The following is an 18772-nucleotide window of genomic DNA, read 5'->3' on the forward strand; positions in this document are numbered from 1 at the left end:
GAAAACAGTTAATATTTTCACAGATGAAACAATCACATTATGAAAATAATCGACCTGACCCATAAAATAGAGGACTCCATGCCTGTTTTCCCTGGTGATCCACCCGTTAAACTGAGAATTGAAAGTTCAGATGCTGATTACATTACATCCTCACTGTCCCTGGGTATGCACACAGGGACCCATATAGACGCCCCCCTCCATGCACACTGCAGTGCCCTCACCGTTGATGGAATAGGACTGGAGGAACTCACAGGTGAGGGTTTCCTTGTATCCGGGGGAGAGATTTTAAATGGGGGTGATATAGCCGTCATCAGAACTGGCTGGAGCTCAAGGTGGGGCTCAGAGGGGTACTTCAGGGACTACCCGGGTATAAAGAGACGTCTTGCAGAGGAACTGGTGGAACATGAAGTTCTGGGGGTCTGCGTCGATGGCCCCAGTGTGGACAGGCCCGGAGAAACTGATATCCACAAACTCCTCCTCAAAAATGGGATATGGATTGTGGAGAACATAACAAACACTGACCTGCTACCGCCTAAATTCAGATTATTCGTTGTTCCGCTCTCTGTGAGGGCTGAAGCATCCCCTGCAAGGGTATTTGCAGTTACAGGCTCTGGAAGTGGGTCAAGTAAAGATAGAAGCTCATTCCAGCGGTAAAACTCACCTCTTAACCTTCTCCCAGAGGGTTCTCCTGCCCTCACTCACCGACCTGAAGTAGCCCTTCCTCTCAAGGTTCCTGAGTATCTGGACCATGTTCTCAAGTTTCAGGTCCTTAAACCCTATCTCATTTATGAAGTCAAGCATCTCCTCTGTGGTGGCCCTCTCATCGGGCAGCAGACGGTAGATCTGTGACTGGAAGGATGTTAAATCCTTTTCAGGTTTCTGTGTAAGGGCCTGGAAGTATTCCCTGTACCTTTTGAGGTCAGTTATCCGGGATTCCTTATCTGCTATGATGCCCTTGAGTTCCTGTATCACCCTGTCCTTTTCAGCCATGATTCTTTCAAGTTCATCTATACGCCTATCCCTGATTTTAAGTGCATCCTCAAGTTCCTTAACCCTCTCACAGTTATCTGAATTCTCACGGCATTTCCGGAGATCCATCTTGAGCTTGCTTATCTCCAGCATGCACGCCTTTACAAGAAGCTTGAGCTGTTCCTTTTCTGAATCCCTCATGAACCTCATGGTATCCCTTTCCATTTAATAGATATCACATTAAAACTTAAAAACCTTCCCAAATGAAGCCCGCGGATCACTGCAGCTGCATTAACAAGGAAAACCTCCCAAAGCATAGATGAGTCCCTGCCGATAAGCATCTGATTCCCATGACACCCGAGGGGCCCTGAAAAGGATGACGATTCCATCAGAACAGAACACTGAAACAGAAGAAGTTTGTCTGGTTTTTAAAATGCGCCTAATTTTGCTGCAGCCTGTCAAAACGGCAGAGACCAAAACATTTAACCCTCTCATCTATCTTCAGGGCGGTGAATGCACATAAAACTCCGAGAACGGCCCCTGCGAGGACGTCACTTGGGTAATGGAGACCAAGGTAGATCCTTGAGATCCCCACAAGTGATGCGAGGATGATGAAAAACCATGGTCTCCCTAACCTGAAGTAGAGGGAGATGAAGCCGGCAAATGCGGCCACAGCATGGCCCGATGGCATAGAATAGCCCCCGGCAACTGTGGCGTGCCTCACCCACCCAATCACCTCATAGGGTCGTGGTCTTGCGATAACCATCTTAAGGGCTTCGCTCAGGAAGAATCCCAGGACAAGTGCCGTGAGGGCCATGAATGCAGCCTCCCTCTCATCCTCACCACCAAGGAGGTAGAGGAGGAGGCAGAGTATCACCCAGAAGGCCTGGGTCCCGCCGAAGGTTAAAAGTGGCATTAAAAAGTCAAGAAATGGTGATGCCAGGACCGAATTAAAAAAATATAGGACAGATAGATCAGGGCCCAGAAGGGTGGGGTGCATGGTATCCTAGAGTATCTCATTTATGAGTTCTGCATTCAGAATCGATGCCCCCGCCGCACCCCTCACGGTGTTATGACCCACAAGGACGTACCTTAAACTGTTTTTGAATGCAGCGTCCTCTCTGAGCCTTCCGACGGTAACAGCCATTCCACCGTCCATGTCCCTGTCCATCCTTGGCTGGGGTCTGTTTTCCTCATCCCTCACCACCACAGGTTTTTCAGGGGCGGAGTGGAGACCCAGCTTCTGTGGGAGTCCCCTGAATTTATCCATTGCCTCCCTGACATCATCAATATCAAATTCATCATCCAGTTCAATGAAGACCGCCTCGGTATGACCGTCAACGACGGGTACGCGGTGACATGATGCACTCACGCCAAAGCTGGCTGGTTTCACAACGCCTTCATCGAGTTCTCCCAGCAGGTGGAGGGTCTCTGTTTCAATCTTTTCCTCCTCACCGCCGATGAAGGGCACCAGGTTATCAAGTATGGCCATTGAGGGGACTCCATTGTAACCGGCACCGGAAACCGCCTGCATGGTTGATACATAGACCCTTTTTATTGTGTAGGCGTCGTAGATGGGCTTGAGTGTGAGGGTCAGGGCTATTGTTGAGCAGTTGGGGTTGGTGACAATGAACCCGTCCCACCCCCTCCTCCTCTGCTGCACCTCTATGAGGTCAAGGAACTCAGGGTTGACCTCAGGTATCACGAGGGGGACATCCGGTTCCATCCTCATTGCACTGGCATTTGATGCCACTATGTATTTCTCTGCAAATTTTGGTTCAACCTTCCTCGCCACGTCTGCAGGGAGGGCTGAGAAGAGTATATCAACGTCCCCAACAGCTGAGGGATCCGTTTCAACGACCTCCATGTCCCTCACAGATTCTGGCATCTCACAGTCAAGGTACCAGTTTGCCACCTCCCCGTAGGGTTTCCCGGCGGATCGTGAAGAAGCCGCCAGGGTTGTAAGCTCAAATTCAGGATGTTTATCAAGCATCTGAATGAACCGCTGTCCAACCATTCCTGTTGCTCCCAGAACACCCACATTAACCATAATATCACCTTATCAGTTTATTCCCAGAACATCCCCCATATCCATTATCCTTCCGGGTTCTGCATCCTCAATGAATCTTATAGCCCTTATGACTCCACCTATGAAGGCATCCCTGCTGTGAGCCCTGTGAACTATCTCAAGGCGCTCACCGTCACCTGCAAATAGGACAATGTGGTCCCCGACGATGTCACCACCCCTAACTGCATGGACACCTATCTCATCCCTGCTCCTCTCGCCTGTGAGTCCGGATCGGCCATGGACTGCGACCTCACTGGCCCTTCTGCCTGTGGCCTCTGAGATGACCTCCAGTGCACGTACAGCTGTACCTGATGGTGCGTCCTTCTTGTGTCTGTGGTGTGCCTCAATGATCTCAACGTCATAGTCAGAGAGGATCGGTGCAAGATCCCTGAGGACCTTGAAGAACACGTTGACCCCCACTGCCATGTTCGGTGCGATTACGGCCCTCACACCTGACCTTTCTATGCAGTCCCTTACTGTCTGCATCTCCTCCTCTGAAAAACCTGTTGTGCCAACCACAAGGTTAACACCGGCCTCGGTTGAAGTCTTTATTGTTTCGACTGCTGCAGATGCGACTGTGAAGTCAACAAGGACGTCGGGTTCTGTCTCTGCAAGGGTATCTGCAAGATTTGATGCATCAGTTACCTCAACTCCAACACTGCCTCTTCCTGTGAACTCTCCTATGTCCCTGCCCCTGAGGGGTGTGCCGGGAGCCTCAATTGCTGCCACCAGTTCCATGTCCTCCTCTTCAAGGACCCTCCTTATTATCCCTGATCCCATGCGCCCGCATGCGCCTGTAACTGCAACCCTTATCAAGCATCACACCCCCTAGATCAGTGCCAGTTCCTCCAGGACCATCATGAGCCTCTCACGGTTTGCATCCTGCAGGGGTGCCAGGGGCATCCTCACATGACCCGCGGGCCTGCCCATCATGTTAAGGGCCTCCTTGACAGGTACGGGGTTGCTCTCAATGAAAAGGACCTTCATGAGACTGTAGAGTTCATAGTGTGTTTTCATTGCAGACTCGAAGTCCCCTGAGAGGGCCTCGTTAACAAGTCGGCTCATACGAGCCGGGTCGACATTTGCAACCACCGATATCACACCCTCGGCACCCATGGAGATCATGGGGAGAGTCAGGTTATCGTTACCTGAGAGGACTGTGAAGTCATCAAGGCCCAGGTCCATGAGCCTTGACCTGAGCATGGATACCTTGTCCAGGTCGGGGCTGGCCTCCTTTATCCCAATTATCCCGTCGAGCTTTGCTAGTTCGGCGACCGTGTCAACGTCTATATCTGTGCCTGTCCTTGAGGGGACATTGTATATTATGAGTGGTATGTCAGCGGCTTCCTCCAGCATGGTGTAGTGTTCAATGAGTCCATGGGGCTGGGGCTTGTTGTAGTAGGGGGTTATGACGAGGGCCGCGTCTGCACCGGCGTCCTCTGCGTACTCCACAAGTCCCATGGCCTCCCTGGATGAATTGCTACCTGCCCCTGCAACTGTCCTGACGCGACCGTTGACCTCATCCACCAGTATATCGATCATTCTCCTCTGCTCTTCGTGGGTTATTGTCGCTGATTCACCGGTTGTTCCGGCAACCAGCAGGCCATCAACCCCGTTCTCTATAAGGTAGTTTATGTTCTCCCGCAGCCCGGCCTCATCCACCACATCGTCCTCTGTGAATGGAGTAACCATGGCCACAACTGTGCCTTCAATCTTCATTCAAGAACACCCCTTACAAGTTCATATGCCTTTTTACCATCATTCCAGTCAACAAAAATAACCACAGATGTCTGTGAGGATGAAATTTCAACTATGTTAAGGTCATTATCCCTCAGGGGCTTGGTGATTTCAGATATTATGCCGGGTGTATCTATGAAATCCGGGCTGGATATTGTTATCATTGCGATGTCCCTCCCAAGGGAGAGTGAACTGAGGTCATCGTCTGCAATGACCACATCGTGGAGGAGCCTGTGGGCCTCATCGGCGTCCTTCTTATCCACGAAGATTGTGACCGAGTTCTGGCCGGTTGAAATTCCTATGATATTTATGGAGTTCTCTGCAAGCCTTGATGTTAACCGGGCCAGTATACCTGGCTTGTTCAGTATCTTTTCACCCACAACAGCAACCACGGATATTGGATCCGGGTTGAGGGTTGTTGTCTTAACCATCTTATTCTTTGATGGTCCGATTATCTCGGTTCCTGGTGCAGATAGGTCCCCGTGCTCAAATCCTATTATCTTTGCCTTTATATCAGGGTCCTTGTATTTTAGGGCGTGGGGGTGGAGTACCTGGGCCCCATGGGTTGCAAGGTCCCTCATCTCCTCAACGGATATTTTATCAAGTTTCTTGGCACCCTGAAGTTTGTTGGGGTCCGTGGACATGACACCTCCAACGTCTGTTACGATTATAACCTCATCTGCCTTCAGGCAGTGACCAAGGAGGAATGCTGTTATGTCACTTCCACCCCTCCCCAGGGTGGTTATGTAGCCGTTGGGGTCCCTTCCAAGGAAGCCGCAAACCACAGGTATTATTCCCTGATCAAGGAGTTTAAGCAGTTCCCTTGATTTCTCCTCAGTTGCCTCAAAATCCACCTTAGCATTTAAAAGGTTGCTGTCGGTTATTATTGGCCATTCATCCATGAATGGGTCTATATATTCTGATTTAACTCCGAGTGCCTCTATCGCGGATGAGAATATCCTGACACTGGTCATTTCACCCATGGATACTATTTCAGCCAGCTGCTTCTCTGTGACAGCGTCTTCCATTGCCTCGTCCACTATCTGGAGGAGTTCATCGGTTGTCTTATTTATGGCAGATACAACGACAACGACCTTCCTGCCCTTCATGTACTCCTTCACAACTGAACGGGCCGCCTTCTTAATTCGCCTACCATTTCCTATTGATGTACCGCCAAATTTAGCAACTATTAACTCCATTAACCTTCACAACCTTTTAAATGTTGGAAAAAATGAAAAAAATTCTGTCTTATTTCTGCTGGCTGATGATCCTTGTAATGTAACCTGCTATCTTGTTTCTTAGGTGTTTGGTGCTTACTGTTGAGAACTCCTCCACAAGTTTCTTGTTAGTGTCAAAGTCGTCTGTAAATTTCCCTGGATGAGTTTCTATCATCTCTTTAGCTATTCTTTTTACAAAGGATGTCCTTATGTTTCCCATTTCATTGCCTCCTTAACATTTCTTTCTGTTCAGTTTTACTGAGATCCATCAGAATCTTCATCAGTTCTGTAAGTTTATTCTCATCGATACCATTTTCCCTGGCGATTTTCCGGGTCCTCTCTATAATCTGGAGTTCCCTTTCAGGATCCAGGATCTCCATTCCAAGGACCTCCTTGGCCTCTGCTATCTCCCGTGCAAGGGCTATCCTTGAGGTTATGAGGTCAAGTATGTCCCTGTCTATTCCATCTATCTTCTGCCTGGATCTTCTGAGGACCTCCCGTGCTCTGTACTCATCCATAAATTACATTCCCCTTTCTTCCATTCAAGGGTCACTGGAGTTATTCAAGGACACGTGTACCCTCGTTGTCCACTGATGTTACAAGCACATCTCCCTCAAGGTTCTCCCAGGCATCGATGATATCAGCTTCAGAGTCCTCATGTGTTAGGGCCACAAAGGATGGCCCGGTTCCTGAGAGACCCGCTGCAAGGGCACCCGCCTCAAGGGCGTCAAGGGCTATTCCCGGATCGAATCCCAGGGATGCACAATAGAGTATCCCGTTGAGTGTCAGGGCACTGTGGACCCTTCCATCAAGGACCTCCCGGAAGGCCATATCAACCCAGGGGGCCAGCAGTTTCATCCGCGGGACATCTGATTGTGCAGTCAGTGATTTTCTGTCCGGCATATATATTAATACCTTTTGATTTTCCATCGGCTCCCTGAGGATTATGCGCCTCTCCATGTTATCTGTCACGGTTAAGCCGCCGTAGAATGATGCACTCGCATCATCATAGGCCCCGGTGACACTCACACCCGCCTGCAGGGAGGCGTCAACTGCCATGTTGAGCATCTCAGAATCCTCCATGGGTTGGAGGCCAAATTCGTCTGATAAGAGGGATGAAACTGCCATCACGGTGGCGTTGGATGCCGCACTGCTGCTTGAGAGTCCGCTGGCAACAGGAAGGTCTGATGATGTTACCACCCTCACACCTGCATCCACCCCATAATGCTCAATCACCAGCCGGGTGCAGAGCTCCATGAGGGATGTGTCAGCACCCTCACGGGAGATGCACTCCACCCCGGAGTCAATCAGCTCTGCCTCTGCCTCCACCCTCAGTCCTATGCCGAATGCTGAGCCCCTGCCAGTCGCAATCGCATTAATCACGGTTGCGGATCCAGGGGACCTTACAGTTTTCTTCACAACCATCACTCCAGGATTCTATGATCGTTCACTGAATAGATTATTAAGCTGCAAAGCACTCCAGAGAGCACCTCAAGCTCTCAAACACTGCAAAGTGTATTCATCAATTAAATAGTATCTAAGTGCAATATTTATATAGTGGTGGACATTCTATTAATAAAAATGGTTAAAAATTTAGGATGGTACATGGATGTCTGATATAACAAAAACTCCTGAAAACATGACTGGAGGTAAAAAGGTCTGATACCATGGATAGAAACAGCAAGATAGTAGTCGGTCTCGTCGCGGTCCTCTCAATCGCAGGTTTGGTGCTTTCATTAGCCGGTCTGCTGGAGGGCGGCGAGGGTACGATAGCAATAATACCTGTCCACGGAGCCATAGCCTATGACACGGCAGGGTTCTCTGATGGAGTGGACCCTGATGACATAAAGGAGCTCATCGCTGAAGCCAACAGCGATCCCTCAGTTAAGGCCATTGTCCTCGACATAAACAGCCCGGGAGGGACACCTGTTGCAAGTGAGGAACTCATGGATGCCATAAATAAATCAGAAAAACCAGTGGTGAGCTGGATAAGTGATTCAGGGACCTCGGGGGCATACCTTGCAGCATCAGCCTCTGACAGGATAGTTGCGAGTCCCTCAGCATGGGTTGGAAGCATAGGTGTCATACTCGACCTTACGGATCTCTCCCAGATGTACAGGCAGATGGGGATAAACAAGTACGCCATAAAGGCCGGTGAGTACAAGGACATGGGTGCCGATTACCGCATGATAACCGATGAGGAGAGACAGATGCTGCAGTCAATGGTCAATGAGGAGTACGACTACTTCATAAAGACCGTGGCTGCCAACAGAAACCTTAGCGTCTCCTACGTGAAGAGCCTGGCAGAGGGCCGGATATTCACAGGCAGACAGGCTGTACGCAACCGGCTGGTGGATTTCACTGGAGGGAAGGACTATGCAGTTGAGGTGGCTGCGAAGCTCGCAGGTGTGAAGAACTATAACACGATAACCCTCGAGCCTCCTTCTGGCTTCCTAAGGGTCCTCTCCAGCATGTTCTCAAGGCTGGGATTTGCCTCAGGGAACACAACGGAAGAGCTGCAGCTCCATTGATGAAGGTGGAAAAGGATAAGTATTTATCTAAAAAGGGGAAGAAGATAATTATATTACTCTCACGGAGGTTAAGAAATGGTTGTTAATATAGAGGTTTTCACATCCCCAACCTGCCCTTACTGTCCAATGGCAATCGAGGTCGTTGATGAGGCCAAAAAGGAATTCGGAGACAAAATTGATGTCGAAAAGATCGACATAATGGTTGACCGGGAAAAGGCCATAGAGTATGGGCTGATGGCTGTCCCTGCCATAGCAATCAACGGTGTTGTCAGGTTCGTTGGGGCCCCAAGCAGGGAAGAACTCTTTGAAGCCATAAATGATGAGATGGAATAACTTCTTTTTCAATTAATTTTTAAGGATTTTTCTGATGAATGATGAGAGGGTATTCGGGATTACAACTGGAACAGCTGCCACCGCAGCAGCCCTCGCCTCACTCCTGTGTCTGAAGGGCTGTGAAGCCAGTAAGGTCAGGGTCAGGACCCCATCCGGGATCCTGGAGGTTGACGTTGAATATGTTGAGCGCATCTCAGGTGACACCGCCAGGGCCTGTGTCATCAAGAGACCCTACCCTGACCCTGATGTCACCGTGAATCTTGAGATCATTTCCACTGTTCAGATCACAGGGACACCTGAAATCATGATAAGGGGTGGTGAGGGTGTTGGAATCGTCACAAAGCCCGGTCTCCAGGTCCCCCCCGGAGAAGCAGCCATAAACCCTGTCCCCAGGAGGATGATAGAGGAGAACCTCAGGGAACACCTCAGGGATGATGAGGGCGCTGTGGTCACAGTGTCTGTGCCCGGGGGGGAGAGGATAGCCTCCAGGACCATGAACCCCCGTCTCGGGATCATCGGAGGTATCTCCATCCTTGGGACAACAGGCATAGCCAGGCCCATGTCCACCGAGGCATACCGGGAATCCCTTGCCTGTCAGATCGATATCGCCACTGCCAGGGGTTTCAGGGAACTCGTATTTGTACCGGGTAACATAGGGGAGAGATTCGCCCGGGAGTACTTTGAATCCATCGAGGATGAGAGGATAATCCAGATGGCCAACTTCCCAGGCTACATGCTGGAGGAGGCCGATGGCAGGGGGGTTGAGCGGATAATACTCATGGGCCATGCAGGTAAACTGATCAAGCTGTCTGCCGGGATATTCCAGACCCGGAGTTCAGATGCAGATGCCCGCCGCGAGATAATGGCTGCCCATGCAGCCCTCATGGGTGCCTCCAGAGATACGGTGACCAGAATATTCAACGATGGGACCGTGGAGGAGATGATATCTGAACTCGAGGGTGAAGGGTTGACAGGTAGGGTCTTCAACAGCATAGCAGATGCCATAAGGGAGAGGTTCAATGAGAGGTTCTCCTTTGATACCGATGTCCTGATTTTCAGCCTGGATGGCCGGATCCTCAACTCAAACTTCAAGACTAAAAGGAACCACAGATTTACTGAAGTATTTTAGAATCCATCAAAGAAATTCATGAGTGATGATAATGAAAGAATTCACCCATGTATTTTAGAATCCATCAAAGAAATTCATGAGTGATGATAATGAAAGAATTCACCCATACAGATGAAAAGGGGGTCCGCATGGTTGATGTGGGCTCAAAGCCAGTTGTTAGGAGAACCGCGACAGCCGAGGGCCATATACTCCTGCGTGAAGACACCATAAACTTAATCCGTGAAAAGAAGATTGAAAAGGGGAACGTGCTTGCAACGGCCCAGATAGCAGCCATAGTGGCCGTTAAGAGGACCTGGGAGATAATACCCCTCTGCCATCCCCTCCCCCTCACAGGTGTTGATGTTGAATTTGACCTGGATGATGACCGGATCACCGCCAGGGTTACTGTGAGATGCGATGGGAAGACTGGTGTTGAGATGGAGGCCGTAACCGGTGTATCCGTTGCCCTGCTCACAATATGGGACATGGTTAAAAGTGTTGAGAAGGACGATGATGGCCAGTACCCTGAAACGGCCATCAGCAACATAAGAGTCATTAAAAAGGAAAAGCTGGAACTCTGAGGCGTGTTCATATGAAGTCCCTCCCACCTGAAATGAGACAGATCCTCGGGGACTGCTACCCCCATATAAGGGAGCTGAACCCTGCCCAGAGGAGTGCCATTGAAGCGGGTTACCTTGAATCAGAGGACAACTACATAATAGCCATACCCACAGCCAGCGGAAAGACCCTCCTTGGTATCATTGCAGCCCTGAAAACGGTCATGGAAGGTGGGCGCGTGATCTACACAGTGCCCCTTCTATCAATCCAGAACGAAAAGATAAAGGAATTCCGCAAACTTGAAGAACACGGTATAAGGGTCGGTAAGGACCCGCGGACCTCTGACATCGCGGTCATGGTCTTTGAATCCTTCGACAGCCTCACCAGGTTCTCATGGAATATCCTCCGGGAGGTTGACCTCCTCATCGTTGATGAATTCCACATGATAGGGGAGTACACGAGGGGCCCGGTAATCGAGTCTGCAATTACAAGGGCAAGGACCCTGAATCCATCAGTACGTATAGTTGCACTCTCTGCAACCCTCTCAAATATGGATGAAATAGCCGGATGGCTCGACGCAAGGGTTGTGGAGCACGACTACCGGCCTGTTCCCCTTCATCGGGAGGTCCTTGACACTGAGATGTTCGGGGTCAGGGAAAAGAACGATGTTGTCCTCAAGGTTCTTGAGAGGTCCCTTGAGGATGGGAGCCAGACCCTCGCCTTCGTATCCACCAGGAGGTTCACAGAGTCCCTCGCATCCCACCTTGCAGATAAGATATCAGGGAAGATACCTGATGACATGGTGGAGAGCTTCAGGGAGGTGGCCGGGAAGGTTCTTGAGGTTCCAAAGTCCAGGGGATCCCCTCCAACCTCCACCTGCCTGAAACTTGCAGAATGCCTGGAGGCAGGGATCGCATTCCACCATGCAGGACTCTTCAACAGGCAGCGGGAGATAATAGAGGACGAGTTCAGGGACGGGAATATACTGATGATAACCGCCACTCCCAGTCTCATGTACGGAGTCAACCTCCCATCAAGGACAGTTGTGATAAGGGACTACACCAGGTGGACGAGTCAGGGCCCCAGGAGGATCCCTGTATTTGATTATGAGCAGATGTCTGGTAGGGCCGGGCGGCCCCAGTATGATGATGCCGGCTACTCCTACCTCATAGCCAGGAGCCATGATGAGGCCATGGATCTGGAGGAGTACTACATCAGGGGTGAAGTCGAGAGGACGACCTCACGTATCATAGAGAACAGGGACGCCCTGTACAGACAGATAATTGCACAGGTCGCCTCCGGTCTCTCAGGAACCACGGAGGAGCTGGCAGATTTCTTCAGAAACACATTCTATGGGTACCAGATGGTTGAGGGTCCCTTCAGTGATTCATTCGGGATGGACAGTATTCAGTATGAGGTCGAGAACGCCACAGAGTACCTTATGAGGAACAGGATCCTCTATCCTGGCCCTGAAGGATTCTCCGCAACAGAGTTCGGTCTCCTCATAGCAAAATCCAATTACAGTGTGGAGACGGCCATCAAGCTCCACCAGTTTGCATCAGAGATGGATGAGATGGACATATACCGCCTCATCTATGAGATAACAAGGACACCTGATATGCCCCTGATATCATTCAAGGGGAGGAAGAGCCGGGACCCTGTCCGTGATAAGCTGATGGAACATGGGCTCTTCCTAATGGACGTCGGGAACGAAGAGGCGACGGCAGCTGCTCTGATTGAGTGGATCAATGAGAGAACAGAATATGAAATAGAGAATGCGTTTCATGTTTACGCTGCTTCAACGAGGCGCTCGGCCTACGAAGCCTCAAAAATCGTTAAATTTTTTGGTAAGATCTGCGAGATAATGGGAGTATACAGGCACTCCAGTCAACTCGAAATCCTTTCTGCAAGGCTCTATTATGGTGTGAAAGAGGATGCCATACCCCTTGTGGTTGGTGTGAGAGGGCTTGGAAGAGTCCGGGCCCGTAGGATCATCAAAACCTTTGGTGAGGATCTGCGACATGTGCGGGAAGATGAACTTAAACGTATTGATGGAATCGGACCAAAAATGGCAGGGGCTATTAGAAGGTACTGTGAAAGGTTCTGATGCCCTCATAATGGCTCTGAGGAACATGGCAGCCACTCTAGGTGTGTATGATCTGATGGAGGTGCGTGTCTTCCTAGAAAGGAGTTGCAGATTTGTTCAGGAGAGATACAGGGCAATATATGTGGATGCATATATGTCCATGGTCGTCGACTCCGTGCTTGACCTTAAGGCAGGGTTCTCAGGGACGCCTGAAATGGATGATGCACGTTACAGCCTCAGGGATGCCCTTAAAAGGCTGGATGAAATCAACGCTCCCACCATTGTTGGTTTAACTGTTTTATACAGAACCTATGTTAAGGGGGAACCGCTGCACCCTCCCGGAACACCATTTCCCGGAGGTTTTGAGGTTGAAAAAAAGGATGGTGTCCACTACTGTCCAGTTAAGGATAAACAGAGTGATAACCCGGAAGCCCTATGTGATATCTGTATCGCCAGACAGAGCCCCCTTCCCTGATCTTCCAGGAGGATTCAGCCCTTGTCTACTGTGATAAATAGGGATACCTCCAGCACATCAGAAATACCCCGAAATCGTCCGGAGTGCAGGTCGTGAGCAGATGATAAGAAGCAGTGATATTCCAGAAAAGATGACAGAGATGCAGCTCCTTGAAATGCTTAAAAAGGAGGCCTCCTCTGTCCATATAAAGGATATAATGAGTGCATCGGTCTACCTGAGGGAGGACGCCAGGTACCTGCCGCCCAGGGAGCAGAAGGAGTTCATCGAAAGGTTCACCAGGGCCTTCTTTAACAGGATACGGGATATAAAGAATGATAAAAACATCTACCAGGGTCATGTTGACACCGCAGGGTTAAAGGAATTCATAGACTTCCTTGACCAGCAGTTAAGCCAGGCAAAAACAGAAAATGAAAGGTGCTTTCAGAAGATCGCCCGTATAATAACAATCTACGTCACATTCGTAAGGAAGGAACCCGTTCATCCAGTGGGGACCCGCTTTCCCGGTGGTTTCACGGTTAGAAGGGAGGGAAATGTCTTCTACTGTCCTGTCAAGGACAGACAGATAAACACTCCCGGTGCCCTCTGCCGTTTCTGTGTCAGCATCCAGGACCCTGATATCTCCTGATATGTCAGGAGACCCGTACCAGAAGCCTGAAAGCAGGTTATTCTCTCTTCTTATTTCCTAATACATCAGGAGACCGATTCCATCAATTACCAGTGATAGGCCTATCAGGAAGGCCAGGAATACCGGGTTGCTTACGAATATCCCCAGGATTATATAGATGAATCCCAGAACCACAACAGATATGGCTGCAGCCCTTCCAGCCCTGTGTTCCCTTGAGAAAAGAGCTGTTATACCTGCAATTATAAGGATTATACCCGTTATGTATATCCAGAACGCCGCTAGGAAACTGAAGAGAGCCACATTACCTGCAATGGTCGCTGCAACGATTACACCAAGCACCCCCAGCAGAATGTAGAGCACCCCTGCTCCCCTGTTAACCTTCCATGTTCCAGAACCAAGCAGGAAGAGCCAGATAGCAACAAAGAGCACTGCCACACCAGTGAGGACACTCAGGGTAAATACTGAGAACACAGGAAAAAGAATCACAAGGATCCCCAGGATCAGAGATATGAGGCCTGGAATCTTTGTATCAGACACACTTTCACCCCCCTTCATTGTATATACTAATATGAATTTAATAAGAGGTCAAATCCAGACAGAAAAATCAGTAGATGGTTCAGCAAGAAAAGAAAAGGTGATGCAGATCAACCACCACCATCACATACCTCTGAACCCATATCCACATCCTCAAAGTCTTCCTTCATCTTCCTGATGCGGTCAATGGTGTCACCGCGACCCCCCTTCCTGACCGCCCTCCGGAGTTCGGATTTATCCACAACCTCCAGGTATCCTGTATTGTACCAGAGGTCTGAGTCCTCAAGGCGGACCCATCCCTCGCCATCCTCAACCTTGATGGCTGAGATCTCACCGGTGGTCCCTGTTCCAGTGTAACGTACAGCCATTCCCACCGTCAGAACATTTCCGTTTATGTCCTTTACCTCCATGCCATTCACCCCTCATTCAGGGGATATCTCCATGGACTCCTCCTCTTCGGGGGCCTCCTCTGCCTCATCTGCAGCTATTGCAAGGACGACGTAATCGCCGACCCGGCTGACACTCTCCATATCAACGATGAAGGTCCTCTGCTTGAGGGACAGTTCACCCTTGGATATTATGAGGGACTTTATGAGGCCCTCCTCAGGATCCACCTCCAGGTCAGAGACCTTACCTATCTCCATTGCATTTTTATCCAGCACCTTAAGACCGAGGAACTCCGTCACCTTCATTTGAACACCATGAAATGTTATGTCAGTCATGCTATAAAAAATGATTTATTCATAGCACCCCATATAATAGAACATGACTTCAGTTAAAATATTCAGTGTCTCAGGGATACCCATTGAACTCGATTTCTCATTTCTACTGCTGATGCTGTTCATATACATCCTCGCCTACCTTGGATTCCTCTCAGTGAACCTTGCAGTTCTAATAACCCTTGTATTTGTAACCGTGGTGATACATGAACTGGCCCACTCCTACGTTGCCCTGAGGTTCGGTGTGAAGATAAAGAGCATACTTCTGCTCCCCATCGGTGGGGTTTCAAGGATGGAGGAGATACCCCGCATCCCACGCCAGGAGTTCATGATATCAATCGCCGGGCCCCTCACAAATATACTCATGGCCCTCATCACAGCGGTCCCGCTCCTGTTTGGTCTGAAAGGAGCTGCTGCAAGTTTCGCAGGTGACTTCCTTGCTGTGAACCTGCTTCTTGCAATCTTCAACCTCATACCTGCCTTCCCGATGGATGGTGGCCGTATACTGAGGGCCATCCTGGCTGCGAGACTGAATTACATCAGGGCCACCCGGATAGCTTCGAACCTCGGAAAAATCATAGCGGTCCTGATGGCCGTAACCGGTCTCTTCTACAACTTCTTCCTGATACTCATCGGCTTCTTCATCTACATCGGAGCAGAGCAGGAGTACCAGGCAACCCTCATCTCATCACTCCTGGAGGGTGTCAGGGTGGCAGATGTTATGACAGAGAACCCTGTGACTCTTCACCCTCATATGACGGTTAAGGAGGCCCTCGATGTGATGTTCCGTGAAAAGCACATGGGTTATCCTGTGACCGAGGCCGGTGAACTGAGGGGTATTGTTACCTTCCATGATATATCTGATGCCAGCAGGGACCTCAGGGTGGAGGATGTCATGACAGGGGACGTTGTCACAGTGCGAGATGATGAGGAGGTTACAGGAGCCCTTGAGAAGATGAACCGGCTGCAGCTTGGAAGGCTCCCTGTGATGAGGGACGGTAAACTCACAGGTATAATTTCAAGAACAGATATAGTCAGAACACTCAACCTGATGAACAAAAAAACAGAATAACCAGGATCAAAAAACTCGAGCGATGAAAAACCGAATGGATATGATGTACAGAATGGATGAACACCGATAAACAGGGGATCAGGATCATGAAGGACGCGTCACGCCTCATAATCAATGGAATAATTTCAGGTGAAATAAGGACAAGGAAGGACCTTGAGAGGTTCAAGCACAGGGTCTGCCGTGAAATGGGACTTGAGAGATTCATGAGCAACTCTGAAATCCTTGAACATGCGACTCCTAAGGAGAAAAAGGTTATAGAGGGCCTCTTGAGAAAAAAACCCACAAGGACTATCTCAGGGGTTGCTGTCGTCGCTGTAATGTGCCAGCCCCGGGAATGCCCCCATGGGAGGTGCCTGTACTGTCCGGAGAGTGAAAAGGCACCTCCCAGTTACACTGGAGAGGAACCTGCAGCCCTGAGGGCTAGGATGTACGATTTCCACCCCTACAGGCAGGTTTACAACCGCCTGGAGCAGCTCCACAGCATAGGTCACCCCGTGGATAAGGTTGAACTCATAGTTATGGGGGGGACCTTCCCCTCCCACAGCCTCTGCTACCAGGAGTGGTTCATCTCCATGTGCCTCAAGGCCATGGTGGACTTCGGGGCGGAACTCAGGGGCATCAGGGTGGATGTGCCAGAACACCATGGATACGTGAAGGTTGAGGACGCCCAGAGACTAAACGAGTCCTCGCCGGTGAGATGCGTTGGCATGACCTTCGAGACAAGACCAGACTACTGCAGGGAGGAGGACGTGGACAGGATGCTGGGCCTGGGAGTTACCAGGGTCGAGCTGGGAGTTCAGACCATATACAACTACATCTACCAGCGGATCAAGAGAGGCCACAGCATAAGGGATGTGGTGGAATCCAACAGGATCCTCAGGGACTCCGGGGTGAAGGTTGCCATGCACCTGATGCCTGGCCTGTTCTCAGACTTTGAAAGGGACCTGCGCATATTCAGGAGGATATTCAGGGACCCCTCCTTCAGACCGGATATGATCAAGATATATCCCTGCCTTGTGACCCGTGGCAGCGAACTCTACAGCCTATGGGAGAGGGGCCTCTATAAGCCCTACTCCACTGAGGAGGCGGTTGAACTTATCGTGGAGATAAAGAAGATGATGCCGAAGTGGGTGAGGACCATGAGGATACAGAGGGATATTCCCTCACAGCTCATAGTGGACGGTGTCAGGAAGTCCAATCTCGGTGAAATGGTCTACAGGCGCCTGGAGGAGGAGGGGGTGAGGTGCAGGTGTATAAGGTGCCGTGAGGTTGGACACATGTCAAGGAGGGGTGTGAGGGTCGACGAGGATGCTGTTACCCTCATGGTGGAGGAGTACGCAGCCACCGGGGGGCGGGAGTTCTTCCTCTCCCAGGAGGACCCTGAAAATGACGTCCTTGTGGGTTTCCTGAGGCTGAGGTTCCCATCAGAGGAGGCCCACCGCCCCGAGGTCGATGATAAAACAGCCCTTGTAAGGGAACTGCATGTATACGGTTCAATGCTCCCCATAGGAGAAAGGGGGGATGCAGTTGGTCAGCACAGGGGCTACGGTGAGGAGCTACTTGCAAGGGCAGAGTCCCTGGCGGCTGATAATGGAATGGAGAAGATACTTGTAACAAGTGGGATAGGTGCCCGTGAATACTACAGCAAATTTGGATACCGGAGGGAGGGCCCCTACATGGCAAAGAAACTTTAGGTGGTTAAAATGAATGTGGAAACAAGGGAGGAACTTGCATCACTTATAGACCACACCAATGTGAGGGCTGATGCAACAGAAAATGATATTGAGAGGCTATGCAGGGAGGCGGTCAGCTACGGCTTCAGGTGCGCGGTGGTCACACCCACCAATGTCAGGCTGGCGGCTGAACTCCTTGAGGGGACCGATGTGACGGTCTGCTCAGTTGTTGGTTTCCCGGCAGGCGTCAGTACACCCCGCGTTAAGGCCCTTGAAGCCTCTGAGGCCGTTGAGAACGGGGCCGGTGAGGTGGACATGGTCATGAATATCGGGGCCATGAAGTCAGGCAATAGGGAGCTCGTATACAGGGATATCAGCGGCGTTGTTGATGCCGCCGGCGTCCCCGTCAAGGTTATACTTGAAACAGCCTATCTCACAGACAAGGAGAAGGTTGAAGCCTGCCTTATAAGTAAAGAGGCCGGTGCGGCATTTGTTAAAACATCAACAGCCTATGGTGGACTAGCCGGCGCCACAGTTGAGGATGTGATGCTCATGCGGAAAACGGTGGGTGATGAGATGGGAGTCAAGGCATCTGGGGGAATAAGGGATCTTGAAACAGCCCTTGCGATGATAGATGCTGGGGCAGACAGGATCGGGACATCAACCGGTGTACAGATAATCGAGGGATGGAGGTAGTGGCTGGTGAGGACCATGAGGATAAGGATAACCGTTGAGGGTAAGGGCCATGCCACCGGTGAACTTGATGATAGAAACCCCGAATCTGCAAGGAGAATCTATGATAGCCTTCCTATTGAGGGGAGGGCCCTCCTCTGGATGGAAGAGGTCTACTTTGACATACCCCTCGACCTTGACTATGAGAACCCCTCTGATAGTGCCTCCCCTGGTGACATCTCCTACTGGCCGCCCGGTTATGCCCTGTGCATCTTCTTTGGATCAACACAGCCCTATTCACCTGTGAACCACATAGGCAGGATAACCAAAAACCTTGAGCTCTTCTTCAGTGTGGATGAGGGTGACAGGATAATAATAGAAAGGGAAGAGTAACC

The 18772-nt window shown here is 50.4% G+C and carries 24 protein-coding genes; 12 read left to right on the plus strand and 12 right to left on the minus strand.

Annotation, left to right across the window (positions count from 1 at the left end; all coding sequences use genetic code 11):
- Positions 1-39 precede the first annotated feature (39 nt).
- Complete coding sequence (locus tca_RS03750) at positions 40-654, plus strand: cyclase family protein (protein WP_010876431.1); 615 nt, start codon at positions 40-42, stop codon at positions 652-654.
- Between the two features lie 3 nt (positions 655-657).
- On the opposite strand, the gene tca_RS03755 is transcribed toward tca_RS03750, so the two are convergent.
- From tca_RS03755 to tca_RS03795, 9 genes are all read right to left on the minus strand, one after another.
- Positions 658-1194 carry a hypothetical protein gene (locus tca_RS03755; RefSeq protein ID WP_010876432.1) on the minus strand — a complete coding sequence of 179 codons (537 nt, stop codon included), beginning with the start codon at positions 1192-1194 and terminating at the stop codon, positions 658-660.
- A 214-nt stretch (positions 1195-1408) separates the two neighbouring features.
- The gene (locus tag tca_RS03760) at positions 1409-1885 is read right to left on the minus strand and encodes a phosphatase PAP2 family protein (protein ID WP_286709160.1); all 477 of its coding nucleotides are present in this window, start codon (positions 1883-1885) and stop codon (positions 1409-1411) included.
- A gap of 90 nt (positions 1886-1975) precedes the next feature.
- Positions 1976-3019, minus strand: a complete 1044-nt coding sequence (gene asd / locus tca_RS03765) for an aspartate-semialdehyde dehydrogenase (protein WP_010876434.1) — start codon at positions 3017-3019, stop codon at positions 1976-1978.
- Between the two features lie 12 nt (positions 3020-3031).
- On the minus strand, positions 3032-3853 hold the full coding sequence (dapB, locus tag tca_RS03770) for a 4-hydroxy-tetrahydrodipicolinate reductase (RefSeq protein WP_010876435.1): 822 nt from the start codon (positions 3851-3853) through the stop codon (positions 3032-3034).
- 12 nt (positions 3854-3865) lie between these two features.
- Positions 3866-4756 carry a 4-hydroxy-tetrahydrodipicolinate synthase gene (gene dapA / locus tca_RS03775; RefSeq protein ID WP_048175504.1) on the minus strand — a complete coding sequence of 297 codons (891 nt, stop codon included), beginning with the start codon at positions 4754-4756 and terminating at the stop codon, positions 3866-3868.
- On the minus strand, positions 4753-5973 hold the full coding sequence (locus tag tca_RS03780) for an aspartate kinase (protein WP_010876437.1): 1221 nt from the start codon (positions 5971-5973) through the stop codon (positions 4753-4755). Before tca_RS03780 ends, dapA begins: the two co-directional genes overlap by 4 nt.
- Before the next feature lie 49 nt (positions 5974-6022).
- A complete protein-coding gene (locus tag tca_RS03785; RefSeq protein ID WP_010876438.1) occupies positions 6023-6211 on the minus strand; it encodes a 30S ribosomal protein S17e in 189 nt (62 codons plus the stop codon).
- Between the two features lies 1 nt (position 6212).
- Positions 6213-6509: a chorismate mutase gene (locus tca_RS03790; RefSeq protein ID WP_010876439.1), complete on the minus strand. Its 297-nt coding sequence runs from the start codon at positions 6507-6509 to the stop codon at positions 6213-6215.
- A 40-nt stretch (positions 6510-6549) separates the two neighbouring features.
- The gene (locus tag tca_RS03795) at positions 6550-7410 is read right to left on the minus strand and encodes a shikimate kinase (RefSeq protein WP_269899738.1); all 861 of its coding nucleotides are present in this window, start codon (positions 7408-7410) and stop codon (positions 6550-6552) included.
- A gap of 248 nt (positions 7411-7658) precedes the next feature.
- On the opposite strand from tca_RS03795, the gene sppA reads away from it, so the two are divergent.
- The 7 genes from sppA to tca_RS03830 all read left to right on the plus strand — a co-directional run bounded on the left by sppA (position 7659) and on the right by tca_RS03830 (position 13707).
- A complete protein-coding gene (sppA, locus tag tca_RS03800; RefSeq protein WP_010876441.1) occupies positions 7659-8522 on the plus strand; it encodes a signal peptide peptidase SppA in 864 nt (287 codons plus the stop codon).
- A 75-nt stretch (positions 8523-8597) separates the two neighbouring features.
- Entirely contained in the window at positions 8598-8855 is a 258-nt protein-coding gene (locus tca_RS03805) for an MJ0307 family thioredoxin (protein WP_010876442.1), read from the plus strand.
- 34 nt (positions 8856-8889) lie between these two features.
- Entirely contained in the window at positions 8890-9984 is a 1095-nt protein-coding gene (gene cbiD, locus tca_RS03810; protein WP_010876443.1) for a cobalt-precorrin-5B (C(1))-methyltransferase CbiD, read from the plus strand.
- Positions 9985-10070: 86 nt separating this feature from the next.
- Entirely contained in the window at positions 10071-10544 is a 474-nt protein-coding gene (gene moaC, locus tca_RS03815; protein WP_202943324.1) for a cyclic pyranopterin monophosphate synthase MoaC, read from the plus strand.
- A gap of 11 nt (positions 10545-10555) precedes the next feature.
- Positions 10556-12628, plus strand: a complete 2073-nt coding sequence (gene hel308 / locus tca_RS03820; RefSeq protein WP_286709161.1) for an ATP-dependent DNA helicase Hel308 — start codon at positions 10556-10558, stop codon at positions 12626-12628.
- The gene (locus tca_RS03825) at positions 12615-13082 is read left to right on the plus strand and encodes a DUF2115 domain-containing protein (RefSeq protein WP_010876446.1); all 468 of its coding nucleotides are present in this window, start codon (positions 12615-12617) and stop codon (positions 13080-13082) included. The genes hel308 and tca_RS03825 overlap by 14 nt, the downstream gene beginning before the upstream one ends.
- 100 nt (positions 13083-13182) lie before the next feature.
- Positions 13183-13707 carry a DUF2115 domain-containing protein gene (locus tca_RS03830; protein WP_048175508.1) on the plus strand — a complete coding sequence of 175 codons (525 nt, stop codon included), beginning with the start codon at positions 13183-13185 and terminating at the stop codon, positions 13705-13707.
- A gap of 57 nt (positions 13708-13764) precedes the next feature.
- Here the strand turns inward: tca_RS03830 and tca_RS03835 are convergent, their stop codons facing one another.
- The 3 genes from tca_RS03835 to tca_RS03845 form a co-directional block, all read right to left on the minus strand.
- On the minus strand, positions 13765-14244 hold the full coding sequence (locus tca_RS03835) for a DUF308 domain-containing protein (protein ID WP_143485761.1): 480 nt from the start codon (positions 14242-14244) through the stop codon (positions 13765-13767).
- A gap of 107 nt (positions 14245-14351) precedes the next feature.
- On the minus strand, positions 14352-14651 hold the full coding sequence (locus tca_RS03840; protein WP_048060902.1) for a DUF2098 domain-containing protein: 300 nt from the start codon (positions 14649-14651) through the stop codon (positions 14352-14354).
- Positions 14652-14663: 12 nt separating this feature from the next.
- Positions 14664-14933, minus strand: a complete 270-nt coding sequence (locus tca_RS03845) for a PRC-barrel domain-containing protein (RefSeq protein WP_048060903.1) — start codon at positions 14931-14933, stop codon at positions 14664-14666.
- Positions 14934-15006: 73 nt separating this feature from the next.
- On the opposite strand from tca_RS03845, the gene tca_RS03850 reads away from it, so the two are divergent.
- The 4 genes from tca_RS03850 (at position 15007) to tca_RS03865 (ending at position 18770) form a co-directional block, all read left to right on the plus strand.
- Entirely contained in the window at positions 15007-16032 is a 1026-nt protein-coding gene (locus tca_RS03850) for a CBS domain-containing protein (protein ID WP_010876451.1), read from the plus strand.
- A gap of 86 nt (positions 16033-16118) precedes the next feature.
- On the plus strand, positions 16119-17726 hold the full coding sequence (locus tag tca_RS03855) for a tRNA uridine(34) 5-carboxymethylaminomethyl modification radical SAM/GNAT enzyme Elp3 (RefSeq protein WP_286709162.1): 1608 nt from the start codon (positions 16119-16121) through the stop codon (positions 17724-17726).
- Between the two features lie 9 nt (positions 17727-17735).
- Positions 17736-18401 carry a deoxyribose-phosphate aldolase gene (gene deoC, locus tca_RS03860; RefSeq protein WP_048060904.1) on the plus strand — a complete coding sequence of 222 codons (666 nt, stop codon included), beginning with the start codon at positions 17736-17738 and terminating at the stop codon, positions 18399-18401.
- A 15-nt stretch (positions 18402-18416) separates the two neighbouring features.
- Positions 18417-18770: a cyclophilin-like fold protein gene (locus tca_RS03865; RefSeq protein WP_048061251.1), complete on the plus strand. Its 354-nt coding sequence runs from the start codon at positions 18417-18419 to the stop codon at positions 18768-18770.
- Positions 18771-18772: the final 2 nt, after the last annotated feature.

This window comes from Methanothermobacter sp. EMTCatA1, assembly GCF_002356395.1.
GTDB lineage: Archaea > Methanobacteriota > Methanobacteria > Methanobacteriales > Methanothermobacteraceae > Methanothermobacter > Methanothermobacter thermautotrophicus.

What these genes read in the sequence shown, in the direction of transcription:
- tca_RS03805 (WP_010876442.1), top strand. Translation starts at nt 8,598, where the DNA reads ATGGTTGTTAATATAGAGGTTTTCACATCCCCAACCTGCCCTTACTGT.
- tca_RS03780 (WP_010876437.1), bottom strand. Translation starts at nt 5,973, where the DNA reads ATGGAGTTAATAGTTGCTAAATTTGGCGGTACATCAATAGGAAATGGT.
- hel308 (WP_286709161.1), top strand. Translation starts at nt 10,556, where the DNA reads ATGAAGTCCCTCCCACCTGAAATGAGACAGATCCTCGGGGACTGCTAC.
- tca_RS03755 (WP_010876432.1), bottom strand. Translation starts at nt 1,194, where the DNA reads ATGGAAAGGGATACCATGAGGTTCATGAGGGATTCAGAAAAGGAACAG.
- tca_RS03845 (WP_048060903.1), bottom strand. Translation starts at nt 14,933, where the DNA reads ATGAAGGTGACGGAGTTCCTCGGTCTTAAGGTGCTGGATAAAAATGCA.
- asd (WP_010876434.1), bottom strand. Translation starts at nt 3,019, where the DNA reads ATGGTTAATGTGGGTGTTCTGGGAGCAACAGGAATGGTTGGACAGCGG.
- cbiD (WP_010876443.1), top strand. Translation starts at nt 8,890, where the DNA reads ATGAATGATGAGAGGGTATTCGGGATTACAACTGGAACAGCTGCCACC.
- tca_RS03760 (WP_286709160.1), bottom strand. Translation starts at nt 1,885, where the DNA reads ATGCCACTTTTAACCTTCGGCGGGACCCAGGCCTTCTGGGTGATACTC.
- tca_RS03865 (WP_048061251.1), top strand. Translation starts at nt 18,417, where the DNA reads ATGAGGATAAGGATAACCGTTGAGGGTAAGGGCCATGCCACCGGTGAA.
- tca_RS03850 (WP_010876451.1), top strand. Translation starts at nt 15,007, where the DNA reads ATGACTTCAGTTAAAATATTCAGTGTCTCAGGGATACCCATTGAACTC.
- deoC (WP_048060904.1), top strand. Translation starts at nt 17,736, where the DNA reads ATGAATGTGGAAACAAGGGAGGAACTTGCATCACTTATAGACCACACC.
- tca_RS03840 (WP_048060902.1), bottom strand. Translation starts at nt 14,651, where the DNA reads ATGGAGGTAAAGGACATAAACGGAAATGTTCTGACGGTGGGAATGGCT.
- tca_RS03785 (WP_010876438.1), bottom strand. Translation starts at nt 6,211, where the DNA reads ATGGGAAACATAAGGACATCCTTTGTAAAAAGAATAGCTAAAGAGATG.
- dapA (WP_048175504.1), bottom strand. Translation starts at nt 4,756, where the DNA reads ATGAAGATTGAAGGCACAGTTGTGGCCATGGTTACTCCATTCACAGAG.
- tca_RS03830 (WP_048175508.1), top strand. Translation starts at nt 13,183, where the DNA reads ATGATAAGAAGCAGTGATATTCCAGAAAAGATGACAGAGATGCAGCTC.
- sppA (WP_010876441.1), top strand. Translation starts at nt 7,659, where the DNA reads ATGGATAGAAACAGCAAGATAGTAGTCGGTCTCGTCGCGGTCCTCTCA.
- tca_RS03855 (WP_286709162.1), top strand. Translation starts at nt 16,119, where the DNA reads ATGAAGGACGCGTCACGCCTCATAATCAATGGAATAATTTCAGGTGAA.
- tca_RS03790 (WP_010876439.1), bottom strand. Translation starts at nt 6,509, where the DNA reads ATGGATGAGTACAGAGCACGGGAGGTCCTCAGAAGATCCAGGCAGAAG.
- tca_RS03750 (WP_010876431.1), top strand. Translation starts at nt 40, where the DNA reads ATGAAAATAATCGACCTGACCCATAAAATAGAGGACTCCATGCCTGTT.